This window comes from Rhizobium vallis (genome assembly GCF_003985155.1).
In the GTDB taxonomy this organism is placed as follows: domain Bacteria; phylum Pseudomonadota; class Alphaproteobacteria; order Rhizobiales; family Rhizobiaceae; genus Rhizobium; species Rhizobium vallis.
On record NZ_ML133686.1, the window covers coordinates 393,167 to 414,256 of the forward strand.

The 21,090-nt window shown below is 62.6% G+C and carries 13 protein-coding genes; 5 read left to right on the plus strand and 8 right to left on the minus strand.

From position 1 onward, the window contains the following. Positions 1–23: 23 nt before the first annotated feature. From repA to EFQ99_RS01995, 4 genes are all read left to right on the plus strand, one after another. A complete protein-coding gene (repA, locus tag EFQ99_RS01980; RefSeq protein WP_126918978.1) occupies positions 24–1,220 on the plus strand; it encodes a plasmid partitioning protein RepA in 1,197 nt (398 codons plus the stop codon). Beyond that, the gene (gene repB, locus EFQ99_RS01985) at positions 1,217–2,212 is read left to right on the plus strand and encodes a plasmid partitioning protein RepB (protein WP_126918979.1); all 996 of its coding nucleotides are present in this window, start codon (positions 1,217–1,219) and stop codon (positions 2,210–2,212) included. Before repA ends, repB begins: the two co-directional genes overlap by 4 nt. Positions 2,213–2,366: 154 nt before the next feature. Then, positions 2,367–3,581 (plus strand): plasmid replication protein RepC, encoded by a 1,215-nt coding sequence (gene repC / locus EFQ99_RS01990; RefSeq protein WP_126918980.1) that lies wholly within the window; start codon positions 2,367–2,369, stop codon positions 3,579–3,581. Between the two features lie 181 nt (positions 3,582–3,762). Further along, a complete protein-coding gene (locus EFQ99_RS01995; RefSeq protein ID WP_126918981.1) occupies positions 3,763–4,896 on the plus strand; it encodes an RHE_PE00001 family protein in 1,134 nt (377 codons plus the stop codon). A 221-nt stretch (positions 4,897–5,117) separates the two neighbouring features. On the opposite strand, the gene EFQ99_RS02000 is transcribed toward EFQ99_RS01995, so the two are convergent. From EFQ99_RS02000 to EFQ99_RS02010, 3 genes are read right to left on the minus strand one after another with little or no spacing between them, the layout of a single operon-like run. Then, entirely contained in the window at positions 5,118–5,828 is a 711-nt protein-coding gene (locus EFQ99_RS02000; protein ID WP_126918982.1) for a Bax inhibitor-1/YccA family protein, read from the minus strand. A gap of 20 nt (positions 5,829–5,848) precedes the next feature. After that, positions 5,849–6,616, minus strand: coding sequence for an anti-sigma factor family protein (locus EFQ99_RS02005; RefSeq protein WP_126918983.1), 768 nt, complete (start codon positions 6,614–6,616; stop codon positions 5,849–5,851). Further along, positions 6,603–7,142 (minus strand): sigma-70 family RNA polymerase sigma factor, encoded by a 540-nt coding sequence (locus EFQ99_RS02010; protein ID WP_126918984.1) that lies wholly within the window; start codon positions 7,140–7,142, stop codon positions 6,603–6,605. The genes EFQ99_RS02005 and EFQ99_RS02010 overlap by 14 nt, the downstream gene beginning before the upstream one ends. Positions 7,143–7,327: 185 nt before the next feature. Here EFQ99_RS02010 and EFQ99_RS02015 point away from each other — a divergent pair, with 185 nt between their 5' ends. Then, positions 7,328–7,639, plus strand: a complete 312-nt coding sequence (locus tag EFQ99_RS02015; protein WP_126918985.1) for a hypothetical protein — start codon at positions 7,328–7,330, stop codon at positions 7,637–7,639. Between the two features lie 34 nt (positions 7,640–7,673). On the opposite strand, the gene cueR is transcribed toward EFQ99_RS02015, so the two are convergent. The 5 genes from cueR to EFQ99_RS02040 all read right to left on the minus strand — a co-directional run bounded on the left by cueR (position 7,674) and on the right by EFQ99_RS02040 (position 20,930). Further along, the gene (cueR, locus tag EFQ99_RS02020) at positions 7,674–8,063 is read right to left on the minus strand and encodes a Cu(I)-responsive transcriptional regulator (protein WP_126918986.1); all 390 of its coding nucleotides are present in this window, start codon (positions 8,061–8,063) and stop codon (positions 7,674–7,676) included. 9 nt (positions 8,064–8,072) lie between these two features. Continuing rightward, a complete protein-coding gene (locus EFQ99_RS02025; RefSeq protein ID WP_126918987.1) occupies positions 8,073–10,601 on the minus strand; it encodes a heavy metal translocating P-type ATPase in 2,529 nt (842 codons plus the stop codon). A gap of 112 nt (positions 10,602–10,713) precedes the next feature. Then, positions 10,714–13,323 (minus strand): malto-oligosyltrehalose synthase, encoded by a 2,610-nt coding sequence (treY, locus tag EFQ99_RS02030; RefSeq protein ID WP_126918988.1) that lies wholly within the window; start codon positions 13,321–13,323, stop codon positions 10,714–10,716. A 60-nt stretch (positions 13,324–13,383) separates the two neighbouring features. Further along, complete coding sequence (gene pbpC, locus EFQ99_RS02035; RefSeq protein ID WP_126918989.1) at positions 13,384–15,465, minus strand: penicillin-binding protein 1C; 2,082 nt, start codon at positions 15,463–15,465, stop codon at positions 13,384–13,386. Beyond that, positions 15,462–20,930: an alpha-2-macroglobulin family protein gene (locus tag EFQ99_RS02040; RefSeq protein WP_126918990.1), complete on the minus strand. Its 5,469-nt coding sequence runs from the start codon at positions 20,928–20,930 to the stop codon at positions 15,462–15,464. Before EFQ99_RS02040 ends, pbpC begins: the two co-directional genes overlap by 4 nt. Positions 20,931–21,090 lie beyond the last annotated feature (160 nt).

A 21,090-nucleotide genomic window follows, 5' to 3' on the forward strand; every position in this document is an offset into this window, starting at 1 on the left:
CGCATCGAAAAGGATTGGGTGTTTTGGACAACATTAGCGTATCGACGACAGATGTGCGGATCGAGCGGCATGCGAACCAGCTTTCGCGGCAACTGAAGCTCCTCCGCGACAAGCTGTTTCCGCCGCTCTCGCAGAAGACGCTGCGGACATTCTCTTCGGGTGAAGCTGCTCAGATGATCGGCGTTTCCGACGGTTATCTGCGCCAGCTGTCGCTGGATGGCAAAGGTCCCCAGCCGGAGCTTTCCCAGAATGGCCGTCGTTCCTATACGCTCGGCCAGATCAATGAATTGCGCCATTATATGGCAAAGCTCAAGCCGAAGGATGCGTTGTCTTATCTGCCGTGGCGGCGCCCCGGCGAGAAGCTGCAGACGGTTGCCGTCACCAATTTCAAAGGCGGCTCGGCCAAGACCACCACGACCCTTTATCTGGCGCAATATCTGGCGCTGGAGGGCTACCGGGTGCTCGCCATCGATCTCGATCCGCAGGCCTCGCTCTCTTCCATGCTTGGCGTCCAGCCTGAATTCGACCTTGCCGACGGTGATACGCTCTATGGCGCCATCCGCTATGATGCGGGCCGTAAACCGCTGAAGGAAATAGTCCGCAAGACCTATTTCGACGGGCTCGATCTGGTGCCGGGCAACCTCGAACTGATGGAGTTCGAGCATGAGACGCCGCGGGCACTCAATGATCGCCAGAAGCCGGGCGAGCTGTTCTTCCGCCGCGTTGGCCTTGCCATCGCCGAGGTCGAGGCCGATTACGACGTCGTCGTGATCGACTGCCCGCCGCAGCTCGGTTACCTCACGCTCGGCGCCGTCTGCGCCGCAACATCGCTGCTCATCACCATCCATCCGCAGATGGTCGACGTCGCCTCCATGTCGCAGTTCCTGCTGATGACCTCGGATCTGCTCTCCGTCGTACGCAAGGCCGGCGGCGATCTGCAGCATGATTTCATCAAGTATATCGTCACCCGTCACGAACCCTTCGATGCCCCGCAGTCGCAGATCGTTGCGCTGTTGCGCAGCTTGTTCAGCGATGATGTGTTGACGGCGACCATTCTGAAATCGACGGCGATAGCCGATGCCGGTCTGACCAAGCAGACGCTCTACGAAATCGAGAAGGGGCAGGTGCGCCGCTCGACATATGATCGGGCGCTGGAATCGGTTACTGCCGCCAACAGCGAGGTTCTCGCCGGCATTCACAAAGCCTGGGGCCGGACATGAGCAGACGCGATCGCCTGAAAGGTCTTTTTGACGATACGGCGCAGGAGTTGGCCGCGGCCAACTACGAGGAGCCTTCGTCGCGTGGATCGGCTGGGCCGGTTCGGACAATGGCCCTGACCCTCGGCCGTATGGAGGAAGAGAGCAGGGCGATGCAGGAGGCCTTGCTATCAGGCGAGCGCATCGTCGAACTTGATCCTGAGCTGATCGATTCCTCCTTTGTTCGCGACCGCCTTGCGGACCAGCCGCTCGATATGGAAGACGAGCTGGTGCAGTCGATTGCCGATAATGGCCAGGAGGTGCCGATCCTCGTTCGCCGCCATCCCAATGACGAGGACCGCTATCAGATCGCCTACGGTCATCGCCGTCTGCAGGCTGTCAAGTTGCTCGGGCGCAAGGTGCAGGCGATCGTCCGTAAGCTCGATGATACCGATGTGGTCATCGCGCAGGGCATTGAGAATTCGGCTCGCCGGAACCTTTCCTATATCGAGCGCGCTGTCTTTGCCCTCAATCTCGAGCTCAAGGGCTTTGAGCGCCCTGTTATCATGAAGGCGCTGTCCACTGATAAGACGGAGCTATCGAAGCTGATATCTGTCGCGAAAGCCATTCCCGCTGACATCGTGAGGTCGATCGGCGCCGCACCCGGCATCGGGCGACGCAAATGGATGGCGCTTGCCCAGGACTGGAACGGGATGACGGCGACGCGGCTCGCGAATCTCATTGGTTCGGAAAATTTCTTAGCGGAAGAGAGCGACCGCCGTTTCGAGCTGCTGATTGCCGAGCTCGCCAGAAAAGAGGCGAAGCCCGACGCTACGGAATATGACTGGAAGCCGAAGAACGGCGGCAAGATGGCCGGCCGAATCAAGAGCGCCGGCAATTCCTTCACGATCGCGTTGAAAACAGGCGATGCGCCGGATTTCGGCGCTTACATTTCACGCCGTCTCGATGAGCTTTACGAAGCCTATCGGGCCGGCAAGTTGCAAGCAGGAGAGTAGGCCGCAAAAGAAAAAAGCCTCCGAACGTTGCCGCCGCGGAAGCCTTTCTCATATCTGGACAATCTGAGAATCGCACTTCCTCGAATCACTGTCAAGCGTCTTCGGCATCCTTTTGGGTGGTAGGTTTCTTTTGCCTTGAAAAAAGGTGAAGGACATGGAGCCTCAATATGTATCGACGCCCTTTGGGCGGCGATCGATGACGCTTGGCATGCTGGCAAGTCAAGAAAACGCCAGCAAGGTCGATCCAGACGCATCGGTCGACAAGTGGAAAATCTTTCGGGCGCTCTGCGAAGCGAAGGAGATGGTCGGCGTATCTGATCGTGCCTTGGCTGTGCTCAACGCGTTGTTGACCTTCTATCCGAAGAACGAGATTGCCGAAGCCAACGGTTTCGTCGTCTTTCCTTCGAATGAGCAGCTGTCGCTGCGCACGCACGGCATGGCCGGCACGACACTGCGGCGGAACCTGGCGATGCTGGTGGAGGCCGGGCTAATCATCCGCAGGGATAGCCCGAACGGGAAACGTTTTGCCCGCCGCAACGGCGAAGGCGGGCTTGGAGAGGCTTTTGGCTTCAGCCTGGCGCCGCTCGTGGTGCGCGCCCGTGAGATCGAGGCGCAGGCGGCTCAGGTGCTCGCTGACAAGCTCGAATGGAAACGCTTGAGGGAGCGGCTGACGCTTTGCCGGCGCGATATAGGCAAGCTGATCGAGATCGCGCTGGAAGAGAGAGTTGCCGGCGAATGGATCGAGATGCAGAAGCATTTCAACCTGCTTTCTGCAAGCTTGCCGCGCCGTCCGTCGGCCGCCGAGATGGAAAGCTTGCTGGCGGATCTCGAAGCCTTCCGTGGGTTGATCGTCAAGACGCTGGAATTGAAGACGAAAACAGAAAAAACAGATGCCAATGATATCCAAAACGGTCGGCACATACATAATTCAAACCCACACCCCCTATCTGAACTTGAACCAAGCTTCGAAACGAAGCAGGGCGCAAAGCCGGAGGAAGAACCGCAGCCGTGGCGGGAGCCGCCGAAATCCTTCCCGCTTGCCATGGTGCTGCAGGCTTGCCCCGAGATCGTCGCTTATGGGCCGGGCGGAGGCATTGGCAGCTGGCGGGATCTGATGGCCGCGGCCGTCATCGTCCGTTCAACCCTGGGCGTCAGCCCCAGCGCCTATCAGCTGGCCTGCGACGTCATGGGACCGGAAAACGCCGCCACGGTGATCGCCTGCATTCTGGAGAGGGGCGGGCACATCAATTCGGCCGGCGGCTATCTGCGTGACCTCACACGGCGGGCGGAGCGCGGCGAGTTCTCGCTTGGGCCGATGCTGATGGCGCTAATGCGGGCAAATGGTCCGGCATCGAGGAAAACCGGATGAACATCCGTGAAAAAGCCTCGCGCCAGCTGGGACGATTAGAGGAATATGCGGCCGGTCGATCAGACATCTCAACGGCCTACTTCCCCAGTCCTTTTGTTGAAATACACTGTTAACCATGTCATACATGACGGAAGGAAACATGCGTTTTGCTTCCATTTGTGAAAAACCGTAAAGCTTAACAATGCGCTACGATATTGACAGTTCGATGCTCCAAAGCCTGCTCCCAACCATTGTTGCGGCAGAGGATGCGCTGGCGCGGCTGGATGAGCGGGTGTTGCGCTCATCGGTCGGCGAGGGCTTTGCCGAACGCAGCCATTTCTTCGATGCTGCCGGGGCGCTCTGGGTGGCCGGTGAACTCGTACATGTCGAGGATTTGGTTTTACACGATGCGCATATGGATAGCCGTGCTCCCAGCCACGAACTGACGATCGCTCATTCCGTTCTGCGGGCACGCCGGCGCATCTGGACCGGCGAACCCACCTGGGCACTCGGCGCGTCGGGGCTTGCCACATTGACCGCGACCGCCGGGGAAGGGGAGGGGAAGGCGCAGGACACAAAGAGCCTCGTCGTTTCGGTTGAGACCGATGAAGAGGCCGAGGATAAAGATGGGCCGCTCGCTGCCGAGATGGCGGAGATCGATGCGCTGCTTGCCCGTTCGCAGAAGCTGCTCGATATCCATACGGGGAAAACGCCGGCAGGTGAGACGGCCGCCATTGCCCCGGCAAGGCGCAACGAAGATCCTCTCGGCTTGCTCGGTGACGACGAGTGGGACGAAGAAGAGCGGCTTGCGGAGTGGCGGAGCGTACAACCATTGGCCGACAGCTTGCCGCCGGTTCTCGGAGCCGTCCTCCTCTTTGAGGCCTGGGAAAGGATCGAGCCGTTGCGGCGCCAGCATTGGCTCGGCGGCCTTCTGGTCGCTAGCCATCTGCGCGCCCGCGGCAAGGTCGCCTCGCATCTCTTTTCTTTTTACGGCGGGCTGAAGCTGGTGCGTCATGAGCGCCGTCGGGCGCGTGATCGGGCCACACGGCTGCAGGCCTTTCTGGAGGCCATGCATCTGGGTGCGATGGCCGGCCTCAAGGAGATCGACCGGCTGACGCTGGCGCGCACGCAGATGGAGCTGCGCTTTCGCGGGCGCCGTTCGAACAGCAGCCTGCCGGAGCTTGCCGACTTTATCCTGTCGCGGCCGATGGTCTCGGCGGCGATGATCGCCCGCCATCTGCGTATCACGCCGCGCGGCGCGCTGAACCTTGTCAACGAGATCGGCATTCGTGAGATCACCGGTCGTGGCCGCTATCGCGCCTGGGGCATCATCTAATGCATGTCGCCCAAAAGTGTGCAGCGGTTTTGGGAAAACGACGCGCATAAAACAAAGGCCTAAAGCGCGTCGCATGATTCCGATTTAACGCGATGCGCTTTAAAATGAAAACGGCCGGGCGTTGACCCGGCCGTCTCTTAAGTGAGCACCCGACCCGCCATCCTGTCACAGACTGCAGACCAGGCGCTCTTGCGCTTCCTTTGCCCCCAGAAGCGCAGTCCCTATTCCCGCTCGCCCGTGAAGTTGAGCAGAAGCTGGAAGATGTTGACGAAGTTCAGGTAGAGCGAGAGCGCGCCGAAGACGGCGAGTTTCTGGTTCGATTCCTGGTCATAGTTTTCCGAATACTGTTCCTTGATGTTCTGCGTGTCGTAGGCGGTGAGGCCGACGAAGACGACGATGCCGATCACGGAGATCGCGAACTGCAGGGCGCTCGAACCCAGGAAGATATTGACGACGCCGGCGATGATGATGCCGAAGAGGCCCATCATCAGGAACGAGCCCATCTTCGAGAGATCACGCTTTGCCGTGTAGCCGTAGAGGCTGGTTGCGCCGAACATGGCGGCGGTGATGAAGAAGGTCTGCGCGATGCTCGTCTTGGTGAAGACCAGGAAGACGGAGGCGAGCGACAGGCCCATCACGGCGCAGAAGGCCCAGAAGGTGATCTGCGCGGTACTGGCGGACATCGTCTGGATGCGGAACGAGAAGAAGAAGACGAAGGCGAGCGGCGCCAGCATCACCACCCACTTCAGCTGTGAGTTGAAGAGCGGCACGTAGAGTGCTGGCGTTGAGCCGACGACGAAGGCGACGATGCCTGTGATGACGAGGCCGAGGCCCATATAGTTATAGACGCGCAGCATATGCTGACGTAGGCCTTCGTCGAAGAGGACCTGGGAGCCGGCGGCAGCGCCGTAGCGCGGATTGATCGGGTTCATACTGATCTCCTCGGTTTGAACTAGTAGAGCGAGCGGGCGAGCCGTTCGGCCGCCTGGTCGAGATTGACGCCTCTATCGTCGGCGATCAGCGCATAGGCGACCTCGCCGATCTGCCAATAGGCGGCTTCCGTTTTTTCGAGTGCGAGATGGTTGACCGGCTGGACCTCGAAGGCGCCCGGCCGGACGGCGAAAAGCGAAAGCCGCTTTCCATTTGTTTCCTCGATCGCCATCTCGACGCTGGGGCCGAATTCGGAGGGGAAAATCTGCACGTCGGCAACCTTCCAGCCCTTCGGCAGCTCAGGCATCACGAGCGCAGTGGCGGCGCGAATATCGTCAGCGCTATAGGTGGTCGACGTCTGCGAAGCCATCGACTGGCGCAGCGCCGCGGTCTGATGGGCGCGCACGGCATCCTCGACATAGGCGGGCGCGGGAACGGAAGCGGCTACCTCGGTCGCCGAGAAGGCGCCAAAGGAATTGTGCGCCACCCAGCCGGCGGCGAGAAGAACGCCGACCGCGGCGATGCGCTGCATGGAATGGAAGATGCGGCCATAGGAAAGACCACGATCCAGCCGGCGGGCGGCATCGCGGGTTTCGGGGCGGCCGAAGGCGCTTTCCCCGGCGAGCGCCAGACGCAGCTCGCCCTTCATGCTGAGATCGGCCATGACCTTGGCGGCAATTGCCGGGTTCTCGGAAAGATAAGATTCCACCTGGATGCGACGGGCGACATCGAGCTCGCCATCCACATAGGCGTCGAGATCGGCGTCGATGATCGGATCAACTGCTTTCATTGCCGTTCCCTCCGATTAATCTCAGATGCGAAATACGCGGCGTCTTCTCCTCGAATTCGCGCAGCTGGGCGCGAGCACGCGAGATACGAGACATCAGTGTACCCACAGGTATGCCGAGGGCGTTGGCGGCTTCCTGGTAGGAAAGGTCCTCGATCGCCACGAGATGCAGCGCCTCACGCTGCTCCTCGGGCAGATCGAAAAAGGCGTCCCGCACCTGCTGCAGGCGCACGGCATGTTCCTGGGCGGCCGGCAGTGACTGCTCGGCTTCGACAGCCGCCTCGTCGTGGCGGCGCGTCAGCGACCGGTTCTGGCGAAGGCGGTCGATATGGGCATTGTGCAGGATGGAGAGCAGCCAGGTGCGCAGATTGCCGCCGCTGCGGAAGCTCTTTCGCTTCTCGAAGGCACGCACCAGCGCATCGTGCACCAGATCCTCCGCCTCGTCCGAATTGCGCACCAGCGAGCGAGCGTAACGCCTCAGCGCTGCAAGCTGTCCGATAACATCGAAGGGGCGTTCTTTACGTTCCATGACTGAGTATACGGAAGTGCGGTGGATTTTATTCCCGGCAGCGCAAAAAATTGTACGAGCCGGGGAACCCGCCTGAAAGCCGTCTAAAATATCCTTCGCGGTGGATGCGTGCCTTAAATCGACGATTGTTTATGACAATTACATGACAGATCATGACGCCGCTGATTTGCAGGGGAAAATAAAGAATGAAGGAAAAGAAGCGGGTCTACGAAGCTCTCGTGGACGGCGCCATGGAAGGGCTGACGGATCAGGCGCTCTATGATTTCGTCAAGGCGCGTTGTCCGAAGGCCACCAGCAAGAAGATCGTCCGGGCCTCGCTTCTCGCCCTAACTGATCCTCATCTCAGGGACCGCAATATTCTCGATGTGATCTATGCGCTTGCGATCAAGCATCGGTTGGATGACGGCGTGTTGGATGACGGTGAAGACGAGGAGCCCGACGAGCGGGCTCAATCCTCGCAGGCGGCCAACCAGAATATGCCTCAGTTTTCCCGATAAGGTCTCTGAAGCGCGCCCCGCCCTCCTGAGATGATCAGCTTCCGTCCGATAGCTCTTCGAGGATGGGACAATCCGGCCGATCATTGCCGTGGCAGGCATGCACGAGGTGCTCCAGCGTGCGGCGCAGTTCCGTCAACTCGCGGATCTTGCGGTCGACCTCGGTAAGCTTGGTCTGAGCGATATCCCTGACGTCGGCGCTTGCCCGGCCCTTGTCCTCGTAGAGCGCCAGCAATTGCCGGCATTCCTCGACGGAAAAGCCGAGGCCGCGCGAGCGCTGCAGGAAACGCAGCTTGTGGACGTCGGTTTCAGCATAGTCGCGATAGCCGTTTCCGCCCCTTTCGGGGCGGATGAGGCCGATATCCTCGTAATAGCGGATGGTCTTCGAAGGCAGGCCGGACCGTTCTGATGCTTGCCCGATATTCATGGCCATCTCCTATAGTTTTTCAAAGCGCAGTCTCAGCGCATTTGATATCACCGAGACCGACGACAAGCTCATCGCCGCCGCCGCAATCATCGGCGAAAGCAGCAGCCCGAAGACCGGGTAGAGCACGCCGGCTGCGACCGGGACGCCAAGCGCATTGTAGCCGAAGGCGAAGCCGAGATTCTGGCGGATGTTGCGCATCGTCGCCTCCGCCAGCCGCCGCGCCCTGACGATGCCGGTGAGGTCGCCCTTGACCAGGGTAATGCCCGCGCTTTCCATCGCCACATCGGCGCCGGTGCCCATGGCGATGCCAACGTCGGCCGCGGCAAGTGCGGGTGCATCATTGACGCCGTCGCCGGCCATGGCGATGACGGCGCCTCTGGCCCGCAGCTCGTCGATCAACGCCTTCTTGCCTTCCGGCAGGACATCGGCGCGGACCTCGTCGATACCGAGGCTTTTTGCCACCGCACGCGCCGTGCGTTCATTGTCGCCTGTTGCCATGATGATCTTCAGTCCGCTTTCGTGCAGCGCCTTGATGGCGGCCGCTGTCGTCGGCTTGATCCGGTCGGCCACGGCGACGAGGCCGGCAAGCGCGCCGTCGAACGCCACGAACATCACCGTCTTGCCATCGCCGCGGAGCGCCTCGGTCTTCTCGGCAAGCGCTGCCGGGTCGATGCCGAGATCGGCGAGCATCGCCGTATTGCCGAGCGCCACCGTGGTTCCGCCGGCAACACCCAGAACGCCCTTGCCGGTCATGGCTTCGAAGCCGGTCACCTCCACGAAGGTGATGCCGCGTTCCTCGGCGCCGGAAACGATCGCCTCAGCCAGCGGATGTTCGGAGCCGCGCTCAAGGCTTGCCGCCAGCGACAGCAGCCGGCCTTCCTCGACGCCGCCGAAGCCGACGACGTCGGTAAGCCTCGGCTTGCCTTCGGTCAGCGTGCCGGTCTTGTCGACGATCAACGTATCGACCTTGGAAAAGCGCTCCAGCGCCTCGGCATCCTTGATCAGAACACCCTCCCCAGCGCCGCGCCCCGTCGCGATCATGATTGACATTGGCGTCGCAAGGCCGAGCGCGCAGGGGCAGGCGATGATCAGAACGGCGACGGCGGCAAGCAACGCATTCGCCATGCGCGGCTCCGGTCCGATCGCGGCCCAGGCGAGGAATGCAAGGATGGCTGCGGCGACCACCGTAGGCACGAAGACGGCCGACACCCGGTCGACCGCGCCCTGGATCGGCGCCCGCGAGCGCTGCGCCTTGGCAACCATGTCGACGATGCGCGACAGCACCGTGTCGGCGCCGACCTTCTCGGCTGACATGACGAGCGTGCCGTTCTTGTTGATCGTGCCGCCGGTGAGTACATCGCCCTTCGACTTCTCGATCGGCAAAGGCTCGCCTGATATCATCGATTCATCGACCGTCGACTGGCCCTCGAGGACCGAGCCGTCCACCGGCACCCGTTCGCCAGGGCGCACCCGCAGCCGGTCTCCGGCCTGGATCTCGTCCACCGGCACGTCGTTTTCGCTTCCATCGGCATCAATGCGCCGCGCCGTCTTCGGCGCAAGATCGAGGAGAGCGCGGATTGCCGAGCCGGTGCGCTCGCGGGCTTTCAATTCGAGCACCTGGCCGACGAAGACGAGCGCGACGATAACGGCTGCTGCCTCGAAATAGACGGGCACGGCGGCGCCATGTCCATGGAAGCTCATCGGGAAGATACCGGGCGCAAGCGTGGCGACGACGCTGTAGACATAGGCAGTGCCGACCCCAAGGCCAATCAGGGTCCACATATTGGGACTGCGATTGACGAGGGACGCCCAGGCGCGGCGGAAGAAGGGCAGGGCGGCCCAGAGCACCACAGGGCTTGCCAGGAAGAGTTCCATATATGTCGCCAGCGGCTCGCCGATTGCTTCCCGAAGTGGCAGGCCGAGCATCGGCCCCATGCCGAGCACGAGCAGCGGCAGGGCAAGCGCGGCGCTCACCCAGAGCCGCCTGCTGAAATCGACGAGTTCCGGATTGGGGCCCTCGTCGGCAGGAGGAATACCCATCGGCTCCAGCGCCATGCCGCATTTCGGGCAGTCGCCGGGCCGGTCGCTGACGACCTCCGGGTGCATCGGGCAGGTATAGAGCGTGCCCTTCGGCGCCGGCTTTGCTGCCGGGCGCTTGCCGTCGCGAAAGACCGAGGGGTCGGCCTGGAACTTCGCTTGGCAGGCGGCGGAGCAGAAGTAGAATTTCTCACCCTCGGATTTCAGGAAGTATTTCGCCGTCGAGCGATCGACAGCCATGCCGCAGACCGGGTCCTTTGCGGTGAGGTAATCCTGCGGCGCGGCGGCAAACTTCGTCCGGCAGCCCTCCGAGCAGAAATGATAGATCCGGCCCGCATGATCGAGCCGTGGCTTGCCGGCCTGCGGATCGACCGTCATGCCGCAGACGGGATCACGAATCACCGCATCGGCGGCCTTCTCCTCATGATTATGGCCGCAATGGCAGTGATCGCTGCCCTGTACATGGGTGTGATGATGATCGTGGTCGTGCTTGGCATTCATGACTATCTCCTGTGCCCGGAGGGCAGTTGGATAGACCTATGCACCTTCCAGCGACTGGAAGGTCAAGCACTATTTTGGCGAGGTCGATTGAGCACAGAGGAGGCGCCGGATCTCAGATCGGGCTGATCAGCCCAACCGGCTGGCTGCCGAGCAGGGCGGCGACTGAAATGCTGCCTCCAGGCTCGATCGTCTTTCCGGTTACCAGATCCGCCTTCAGCCCGTGAAGAGGGGAGGGGATGGTGATCGCTGTATCCTCCCAGAATTCCGGACCGGCAAAGAGCACGCCGGGGTCCAGCCAGCCGAACATCAGCCGCGGCACAGCGGCGATGGCGAAATCACCCTTGTGCACCCGGGCAAATGCTAGCGCGTGGTCCCGCCGGTTGCCCGTCACTTTCAGCGGCAGATAGTCGCCTTTGGCAAAGAGGGCCGGATGCCGCTGGCGCAGCTGCAGGCCGATGCTGACGATGCGCTGCTTCAGTGCCGCCGCCTGCAGCTTCGCGATCGGTCCAGCTTCGGAAAGCCAGGCCATCAGCCGTTGATGATCGACCGGTCGGCGGTTGTCGGGATCGACGAGGCTGAAATCGAAACCCTCCGCGCCCTGGTAGATGTCGGGAATGCCGGGGGCCGTCAGTTTGAGGAGCGTCTGCGACAGGCTGTTGAGGTAGCCCGCGGCGATGAACGGTTGCAGCACCCTTTCAAAATCCTCGTGGAAGGCATCATTCTCAGGCGAAACCAGGCTCGCGGCATAGGTCGTCACCGCTTCCTCGTAAGCGGCCTCCTGTTCCGTCCAGTTGCTGCGCAGTTTCGCCTCGCGCACGGCCTTGACCGCGTAGTCGGTGAAGCGGTCGCGGAGTTCTTCCGTCTGTCTTCCGTCGCGATCTTCCGGCCAGACGCCGGCCAATGCCTGGTAGAGCATCCATTCGACATTTGCCTCCGGCGCTATGCCATCCGGCAGATCCTTGAGCCATGGCCGGTTCATCTCGCGCCAACGCTCTACCGCTTGGGCGAAAACATCCGCGCCCTCGCTCAGCGCATAAAGCCTGGCGCGCGCATCCTCGCCGCGTTTGGTGTCGTGGGTAGCGCTTGCCGAAAGTCCATGCGGCTGCAGCCGTGCCCGCTCGGCCATGCGACGGTGAAATTCCTCCGTGCCGCCAGGCGCCTTGCCCGGTTCGCCGCCCACTTCGTTTGCGGCAAGCAGCCTGTTATAGCGGTAGAACAGCGTATCCTCCGTCGCCTTCGCCATCACCGGCCCGCTCAATTGCTGGAAGCGGATACGGAACTCGTGGGCGGCATCACCTTCGATCTTGCCTTCGAGAAGCTTGAGCACATGGTCTAGGGCACGCCGATCATCGAGCCTTGGCATGACTTGCGATGCGGTCCCGGCAAGGACCGCTGAATCCTGCCAGGAGAGCGGTCCGCCATCGCCATAGGTGCGGTAGACCGGAAAGGCGATCAGCAGTTCGCTGAGCGCGGTGGCAATCTCGTCTCTTTTTAGCTCGGGAAAGATGCCTGCCGCGATCGACGCCAGCCTGTCGGTCTCGCCGGCGAAATTACGGTCGACCATCAGTTGCTTGGCAATCCGCCGGCTTTCCTCGAGATGACCTGTCTCACCGGCGAGGCTGCGATAGGCTTCGTCCAATATGCGCAAGCCACCGCCGTCGGTAAACAGCTCGCTGAGCGCGGCGATGAATTCGTATCCCGTGGTGCCGGCGACCGGCCAGCTCTCCGGCAGGGTCTCAGCGGCCCCGAGGATCTTTTCGACGACGATATAGGTGTCCGGACCGGCCGCGTCGCGCAACCTGTGGAGATAGGCTTTGGGTTCGGCGAGCCCGTCGACATGGTCGATGCGCAGGCCCTGGATCTTGCCATGGCGCACCAGCTCGATCACCAGCCGGTGCATGTCCTCGAACACGGCGGGATCTTCGACGCGGGTGCCGACCAGTCCGGTCACTTCAAAGAAGCGGCGATAGCTCAGATGTCGCGCCGCCTTCTTCCAGTGGATCAGCCGCCAATGTTGTCCCTCATGCAGGCTTCCGAGGAAATCGCGATCACGGGAGATATCATCGAGCTTCTGCCGGAGGACCGCCCGATCGCCGCCCTCAAAGAGGATATCGCGCATCGCTCGGTTGAAGTTCTCGCCGGAAGTGACGGCCGCAGCCTCGGCCATTCTGGTGGCGACCGGATCGTCGAGCCGGTTTGCGATCGCTCCGTAACTTCTGGGGTTCAGCGGCAACAGCGTCTCGAAATAACCGAGCGCTAGGTTTCCATGCGTTTCGTCGAGCGTGATGCGCAACTCGCCGTCGGCGAGCGCCCGATCGAAATCCTGACCAAGCTGCGGCAGGGTCAGCGGCTCGCTCCAGTCGATGTCGAAGTGGCTGGCATAGGCGCTCTGCCGGCCAAATGCCAGCACGTCGCGCCACCAGCCGTTTTCCGGCGAGGCGGCCATATGGTTTGGAACGATGTCGAGGATCAGCCCCATGCCTGCGGCGGCAAGGCTTTCCGTCAGACGCTCGAATCCCGCCCGGCCGCCGAGCGCGGGGTCGATTTCGTTGGCATCGGTGACATCATAACCGTGGGTGGAACCGGAGACGGCGGTGAAGATCGGAGAGGCGTAGAGGTGGCTGATGCCGAGTGTCTTGAGATAGGGGAGGAGGCCGCTGGCGCGATCGAAGGTCATGCCGTTGCGGAATTGTATCCGGTAGGTCGCTGTCGGAAGTGTCATGAGGCCGTCTGACGTTAGAGGGAGACTTTCCTCAACGGTTGTGGCCGGTTTTTTGTTCCCTCAGTCGATGAAGACCCCGACGCTTGCGGCGCGTCCGGCCGAATCGATGACGGTGAGTTTCGAATAGCCGCCGCCATCGGGCAGCCATTGCTGGGTGCGCCGGCGGGAGAGATCGGGCAACGGCTTGCCATTGGCAAGCCAGCGGAAGGGCGCGCGGCCGCCCTGCAGCTTCAGCATCAGCGGCGAGAGATCGGCCCCTTTGGCGCCGAGATCGATATGCGCGCCCTCGGGCGGATAGACGATCGCAGGCGCTGGTTCACGGCCGGAGGCAACGAGCAGGCCGCTGGCATTGAGGGCGAAACGCCGCTGGCTGATCGGCAGTTCGGACTGGGCGATGCGGACGGCGCCGGCCGGAGGGCGGGGCAGCGGTGTTGTCGCGATGCCGGACTTGGCGAAACCTTCGAAGAGGATGGGCGCGGCGGTGCCATAGCCGGTCAGCCCCGGCACGGCGCTGTTATCGGGCCGTCCGACCCATACGCCGAGCACATATCGCCCGTCATAACCGACCGACCAGGCGTCGCGATAGCCGTAGCTCGTCCCGGTCTTGTAAGCGATGCCGCGTTGCGGCGCGCCGGCAGGCGGAATGACGCCGGAGAGAATGTCGGCGACGTTCCAGACTGCGACCGGCTCCAGCAGCGGTTCGCCGTCGAGCTTGCTTGGCTGGCCGGTGATGCCGTCGCCGAGCCTTGCCGGCTGGCCGCGATTGGCGAGCGCCGTATAGAGCTGCACCAGATCCTTCAATGTGAGACCGACGCCGCCGAGACCGATTGCGAGCCCCGGCGTCTCGTTCGGCGGCAGAACCGGGCGCACCTCGGCGCGGCGGAAGCGCACCATCAGCCGCGACGGGCCGACGGCGTCAAGCAGCTTGACGGCCGGCACGTTCAGCGAAAGCTGCAACGCCTCGCGCACGGTGACGTCGCCCTGGTAACTCATGTCGAAATTGCGTGGCCGGTAGCCGAAGAAATCGGCGGGTCGGTCCTCGATGATTGTCTCCTGGGAGACGAGGCCCTGCTCGAAGGCGAGCCCGTAGATGAAGGGTTTGAGCGTCGAGCCCGGCGAACGGTTGACGCGCGTCATATCGATCCAGCCGGAGCGGCTGGTGTCGAAATAATCGGCCGAGCCGACCTCGCCGACGATCGCGCCCGTTTGCGCATCGGCCATCACCATGGCAAGTGAAAGCTTCGGCCCAAGCTTCATGGTCGCTGCCCGCGCAACTGCCTCCAGCCCTTGTTGTACCTGCTTCTTCAAGGTCGTCTGGTGTTTGAGGACCGCCGGCTCCTTGCGAAGCGCGGCTTCGGCGACATGGGCGGCAAGTGCGGGCAATTGCATGCGCCGAGGCGGAACCGGAACGGCTTCTGCCCGCTCCGCCTCACCGTCGCCGACGGCTTCAGCCACCGCGACACGATCGAGCACCCGCTTGCGCGCGTCCTGCGCGGCCTTGAGATTGCGGTCTGGCCGTCGCCGTTCCGGCAATTGCGGTAGCGCGACGAGCAGGGCGGCCTCGGCGACCGTCAGCCGCCGCGGCTCCTTGCCGAAATAGGCGAGGCTTGCGGCGCGCACGCCTTCCAGATTGCCGCCATAGGGCGCATGGGTGAGATAGAGATCGAGGATCTGTTCCTTCGTGAGCCGCCGTTCGATCTGCACGGCGCGGGCGAGCTGCAGCAACTTTGCCGAAAGCGTGCGTTCCGGGCGCGGCTCGATCAGCCGCGCCACCTGCATCGAAAGCGTCGAAGCGCCGGAGACGATGCGGCCGTTGCTGACGAATTGCACCGCGGCACGCCCGAGCGCCCAGGGGTCGACGCCGCCATGGTCATAGAAGCGCTGGTCCTCATAGGCGATCAGCATGCGCAGGAATTGCGGGTCGACATCGGCGACCGCAGTCTTCAACCGCCAGCGGCCTTCCGATGTCGCAAAGGCGCGCAACAATTGCCCGTCGGCATCCAGAACCTCGGCGGAAACGACATCCGCCTTATCAAGTGGCGGCGGAAAGGCCCGGTCGGCGGCATCGAGCGCGAATAGAACCGCGCCGGCGAAAATGACGCCGGCGGCGGATCCGATCGCAAACTTACGCCACAGCCTCATTGTTGTGCCGTCACGACCTCCATCTTGCCGGTCGCCGTGCGGGCCGAAAGCTCGGGCCTGTACATGTCCTCGACGCTTGCGGCCGGATGGTCGTAGGTGCCGGGAGTGACGGCGCGCACGACATAGGCGACGTTGAATTCGCGTTCATCGCCCTGAGCGCGGTTGAAGGCGGCGACGAAGCGGTCGTAGCGGAATTCGGTATGGGCCGCGGAAATTTCGCCGATCCAGTCGAAATTCGTCATCTGGGCGCTGTCGACAAGGTTCGGATTGTCGATCTCGAAGCCGCCGGGCAGAAGGTCGGTGATGACGATGCGCGAAGGCCAGTCGTTGTTTTCCCGCACATGGATGACGACGACGTAGCGTTCGTTCTGCGTCGCTTCGCTGACATTCGCCTCTTCGCCGTCGAGCGTGTAATAGCTGCGCTCGATGGTGAAGCCGTCACCGCCGGCCGGCAGCGGCACAGTGGGCGCAGCAACCGTGGTGACCACAGCCGAAACCGCGTCAGCCGTCTGGTTGGTCAGCGTCAGCGGATGATCGCTCAGCGCATCGCCGGTCATTTTTGCCATGTAGGCACCGGTGTGCGGCGCGCCGTTGACATCGACCTTGAGATCGTCGTCACCGCCCTGGATGGCGCGAGCGGCGAGCAGCATCCAGGCCTCTTCCTGTGTGCTCTTGTATTTGCTGCGGCCCCATTCCTTGGTGACGGCCTTGGCAAGCTCCGGGATGACGGGTGGCACCGGCCGGCTTTCGGCGGCAAGCGCCAGGATCGCAGCACCATCGCGCAGGATCGTGCCGTAGTCGGTGCGCGAGAGATTCACCCGCGACACCATCGACTGTTCCGACATCTGCAGCGCATCGAGGAAGATGTTCTTCGAACGCTGCGCATCGCCATAGAGTGCCAGTGCGGCGGCGATATGCGCCTTGGCGAGCGGTGTCGGGAAGTCGTTGATCATCGTATCGGCATAGTAACGCAGATCGCTGATCGCGGCCTTCTTGTTGCGGGCAAGGACGTAGACGGCATAGGCGATCTGGTCGCCCTGGCCCTTGATGTCGGTGGTATAGGACAGCGTGTTCTGCAGGTTTTCGAGCGCTTGCACGAAAGCCCTTTCCGGCACGTCGTATTTCATTTCGCGGGCCCGCGTCAGGAAATCGGTGACGTAGGAATCCAGCCAGACATCTCCGGAATCCGGTCCCCAGAGGCCGAAGCTGCCGGCCGAGGCCTGATAGGAGAGTACGCGGTAGATCGCATCCTGCACGCGTTTGTGCACGTCATCGTCGTTTTCGATGCCGGCCTGCTTCGCCACTTCGGCAAGATAGAGCAGCGGCAGCGCCCGGCTGGTGGTCTGCTCGGCGCAGCCGAAAGGATAGCGGTCAAGCGTCATCAGCAGGGCAGGGATATCGAAAGCGGCCGAACGCGTGACGTTGACGCTGATCGAGGCGCCCGGCAGTACGCTGTCGGCCAGCAGGTTCTTGTCGACGGTGAGCTTTGCCCCGGGCTTCAGCGCCAGCACCCTGCGTTGGGTGATCGGCAAGGAGGAGGGGCGCACCGGCACGTCAACCGTCTGATCGAGCGACAGGCCGGACGCGCCGGAGAGATTGATCGAGACGCTGCCCGGTCCCGGCTGCTTGCCGACGAGCGAAAGCGTCAGTTCGGATTTTGCGCCGGCCTCGAGGCGGATCGTCTGCGAGGCGGAAGCCTGCTCGATGCCGACCGCGTCATTGCCGGTCAGCTGCAGCTTGTAGTCGCCTGCCGGCGCGTCGGTATTGGCGATGTCGAGGCGCAGATTGGCCTTGTCGCCTGGGGCGAGGAATTTCGGCAGGCTCGCGGTCACCACCACGGGATCGCGGATGATCACGTCCTTGACGCCGTGGCCGACGCCTGATTTCGACCAGGCGACCGCCATGACGCGCGCCGTGCCGTTGAACTGCGGAATGTCGAAGGAGACCTTGGCCTTGCCTTCCGCGTCGAGCTTCACTGGGCCGGAGAAGAAGGCGACGAGCTTCTGCGTCGGCGGGCTTGCCTGCAGTGCTACAGCACCCCCGTCGCCGCCGGTCCTGAGTTTGCCGGTCGCGCCCAGCGAGCCATCGATCAGGCGGCCGTAGAGGTCGCGGATTTCAAGGCCGAGCTGACGCTGGCCAAAATACCAGTCCTCTGGGTTAGGCGGTTCATAGCGCGTCAGGTTGAGAATGCCGACATCGACGGCAGCGACCGTCACATAAGCATCCTCGTTGGCGCCGGCGCCTGCCACCTGCAGGCTGATATCAAGCGGTCCGCGCGGCAGCATCTTTTCGGGCGTGTCGAGCTTTACCTGCAGCGCCCGCTGTTCGGGATCGATCTTCAGCCATTTGATGCCGATCGAGCGCATCGGCATGTGGCTGTCCTGGGCGTCACCCGGGCGGAAGAGTGTCGCGGTCACGTAGGCGCCGGCACCCCAGTCCGATGTGACCGGGATGTCGACTTCACCGCCGGTCTCGCCGATCGTGGCGTTCTGCACCGCGACCAGCTTTTCGGTTCCGGCAGTCACCATCAGTTCGCCGCCGTAACGCGAGGTAACCTTCAGCTTCGCCGTATCGCCGACCTTGTAGCTATCCTTGTCGAGGGCGATCTCCAGCCCGTCGGGTGTTTCGGTCGAGGTCGAGGTCACGAACCAGCCGGCGTCGAATTCGACGCTGGAGGTCGGGCCGTCGGCATCCGGGCTTTCCACTTCGAGGCGGTAGCGGCCCCAGGTCACCGGCACGGAGATTTTGCCGCCGTCCATCGCCGCGTCGACGCTGCCGTTTGATTTCTGCTCGGCGGTATAGACCGGCTCGTATTTCCACGCCGTTCCCTCGCGATACCACTGGTATTCGCGATTGAGGCTGTAGAATTTCCAGCGCAGGCCCTTCGTCTCCTGCTTTTGGCCGTTGGCATTGACGCCGATCACCGTGAAATTGGCGATGGCGTTTTCAGGCAGGTCGTCGGAAAACTCCGGCTTGATGCCGATCGAAGGCCCCTGGTTCTTCACCGGGATCGACAGCGACCGTTCGATAGCGCGTCCGCCAGCCTCCTGCATTCTGATATAGACGGTAGCGTTGAGCAGTTGGGTCGTGGCCGGCAGGTCGCCGACGGTGAGGTCGGTCGAAGCCTCGCCGTTTTCGTCGAGTTCAGGCAGTCCGTCGATCGGCAAGCGCGAATCCTCGCTCGCCTCCTCATCGGCGAGCCCGAAGAGGAAGCCCTTGTAAGCAGCGCTTTCGCGCGTCGGCTTGACGACGACGTCGCCCTCGAGCGTCAAGCCCGCAGCCGGGGCGCCGTAGAGATACTTGCCTGATATGGTGATCGTCGCCGGCGTATCGGGACCAATTTCCTTGGCCTCGGTCTTGATTTCCATGTCGGTGCGATCCGGCACGAAATCATCGACGAGGAAGCTCTTGGTGGCGATCGCCGTACCCTTGGGATCGGTATAAATGTTCATCGTCCAGGTGCCACGCATGGCATTTTCCTGGGTCGGGAAATCGACCGTGTAGCCGCCGAGATTGCTGGTCTGGCTGACGACCCGCCGGTCTTCGACGCCATCGGGGCGGCTGAAGATGAAGGTGAGCGGCAGGTTCTCGATGGCGTTGCCGTCGGTGTCGCGGGCAAGCGCCTGAGCATGCACCGTCTCGCCGGCGCGGTAGATGCCGCGTTCGGTGAAGGGCAATACATCGATCGCGCCGGGTGCGGCGCGGCCCGTCACGCCGCGGTCGGAGAGATCGAAGCCGGCGCGCGTCATATCGAGGAAGACATAGTCCGACGTGCCGTTCCTGGCGGTGATGACGGCGGGTGTGAGTGCCGCCGTGCCGCGGATCAGGCCGGCGGTGAAGGTGGCGCGGCCGTTTTCGTCGGTCGTCGCCGTGCCGAGTACTTCATTGTTCTTGGCAAGCAGCTGCAGCTCGACGCCTGCGATCGGCTTTGCCGAGGCGAGCGAACGGGTGAAGACGTTGAGGCCATCCGTGCCGGCATAGGTGGTGACACCGATATCGGAGACGAGGAACCATTGCGTCGCCTGCGAATCCCACTCCTGCGCCGGGCCGTTTGCCGGCGTTGCGACCATCACATAGATGCCCGGCTTGCGCTCGGGCAGTGCCTCATCGACCGGGAAGCTGGTGACGATATCCTTGTTCAGCTCGTTGGCGATCTCGATCGAGCCCTGCCAGACGAGTTCGCCGCTCTGGTCCTGAATGTTCTGAGCGCTGTAGCCGTCGAGCTGGCTCAGGAACTGGGAATTGGTCAGCAGCGGCGCGATGCCGCGATCGCCGATACGGTAGAGCTTCAGGTTCGCCGACGTCATATTGACGGACACGATCGGGATGCCGCGGCGCGCCGTCGAGGGCAGCACGAAGCTGTCGCCGGTGAAGCGCACCATCTGGCTGCGGTCCTTGATGTAAACTTCGATGCTGACAGGCGCCTCCAGAACTTCATCGACTGATGACGGCAGGCCGGTGCGGAAGGCGATCTTGTAGGTTTCGCCATGCGTCAGGCCCTCGACGCAGATCTGCTTGTCCTTGGTTTCGAGCGCCTTCGGTGCCGCACCGTTCAGCGTCACGAAAGGCGTGTAGTCGGTGGTCTTGACCAGTGCTTCGGAGAAGGTGACGCAGGCGCGGGGGGTAGCGCTGTCGGCATCGACCGTGTGTTCGGTGATGCGGAAGCCCTGCGTTGATTTCAGCTGCAGGTAGGCCGCCTGCACGTCCTTGGCGCCGACGAGCGCCAGGCTCGCCTTGTAAGCGTCGAGCGCCGGGCGGTAATTAGCGTTCCGCTCCAGCGCGCCGGCAAGCACCGCGAGCGCCTCGGCGCGCTTGGCCGTGGTGCGTGTCAGCTCGTAGCCGTTCAGCGCATCGAGCACGGCCTGTCCCGTCGTGCTGCTCTCCGTACTGCCGAGCGATGCTGCGGCGCGGGCGGTTTCGAGCCAGAGATCGGCATCATCAGGCGTGATCGACAGCGCGCCATGGAAGGACTTCAGCGCATCAGTCAGGTTGTTGGCGGTAAGATCGATACGGGCGTTGGCCGTGAGGCTTTCGACGCCCTGGCCCTGCTGGTCGTCGGCGAGAGCGAGGCCGTCCTTGAAGTCGTGGGCCTGCTGGATGAGGTCGCTCGTCAGGAAGGTGAGGCGCGGCGCAGCGCCGATATCCGGCTCCTTCTGGGCTGATGTCTCGACGATCTTGCCGGCGATCGCGCCGGGGAAGGCGTTCATCGTCTTGAAATCGGATTTCAGGAAGCACCACTTCACCTTGGGATTGTAGGTGAAGGCCTTGCAGCTCTTGTCGCCGATGCACGAGGTCTTGCACTGATCGAGAGAAACATTCTGCTCGGTGCGAAGATCGAAGCCGAAGAAATCGGCGTCCTTGATCGTCTGAATGTCGCGCTTCGTGTCCGCAGCGGCTGCGGGAAAGCTGACGGCGATCGTGGAAAATGCGATGACGGCAAAGGCAAGGAACGAGCGCACGGACATAATATCCCCCAGGATGCTGGCTCTGACCGGCGGCACTCTCCTCACTCCTCACAGGATTGTCAACTCAACCCAGGCGTTGTTTCATCTCTGCACAACACCTTTCGTCCGGTTGTCACATCGGCGTGAGTGATCGCCTTGTGATTTGCGGCTTTTGCGAGGA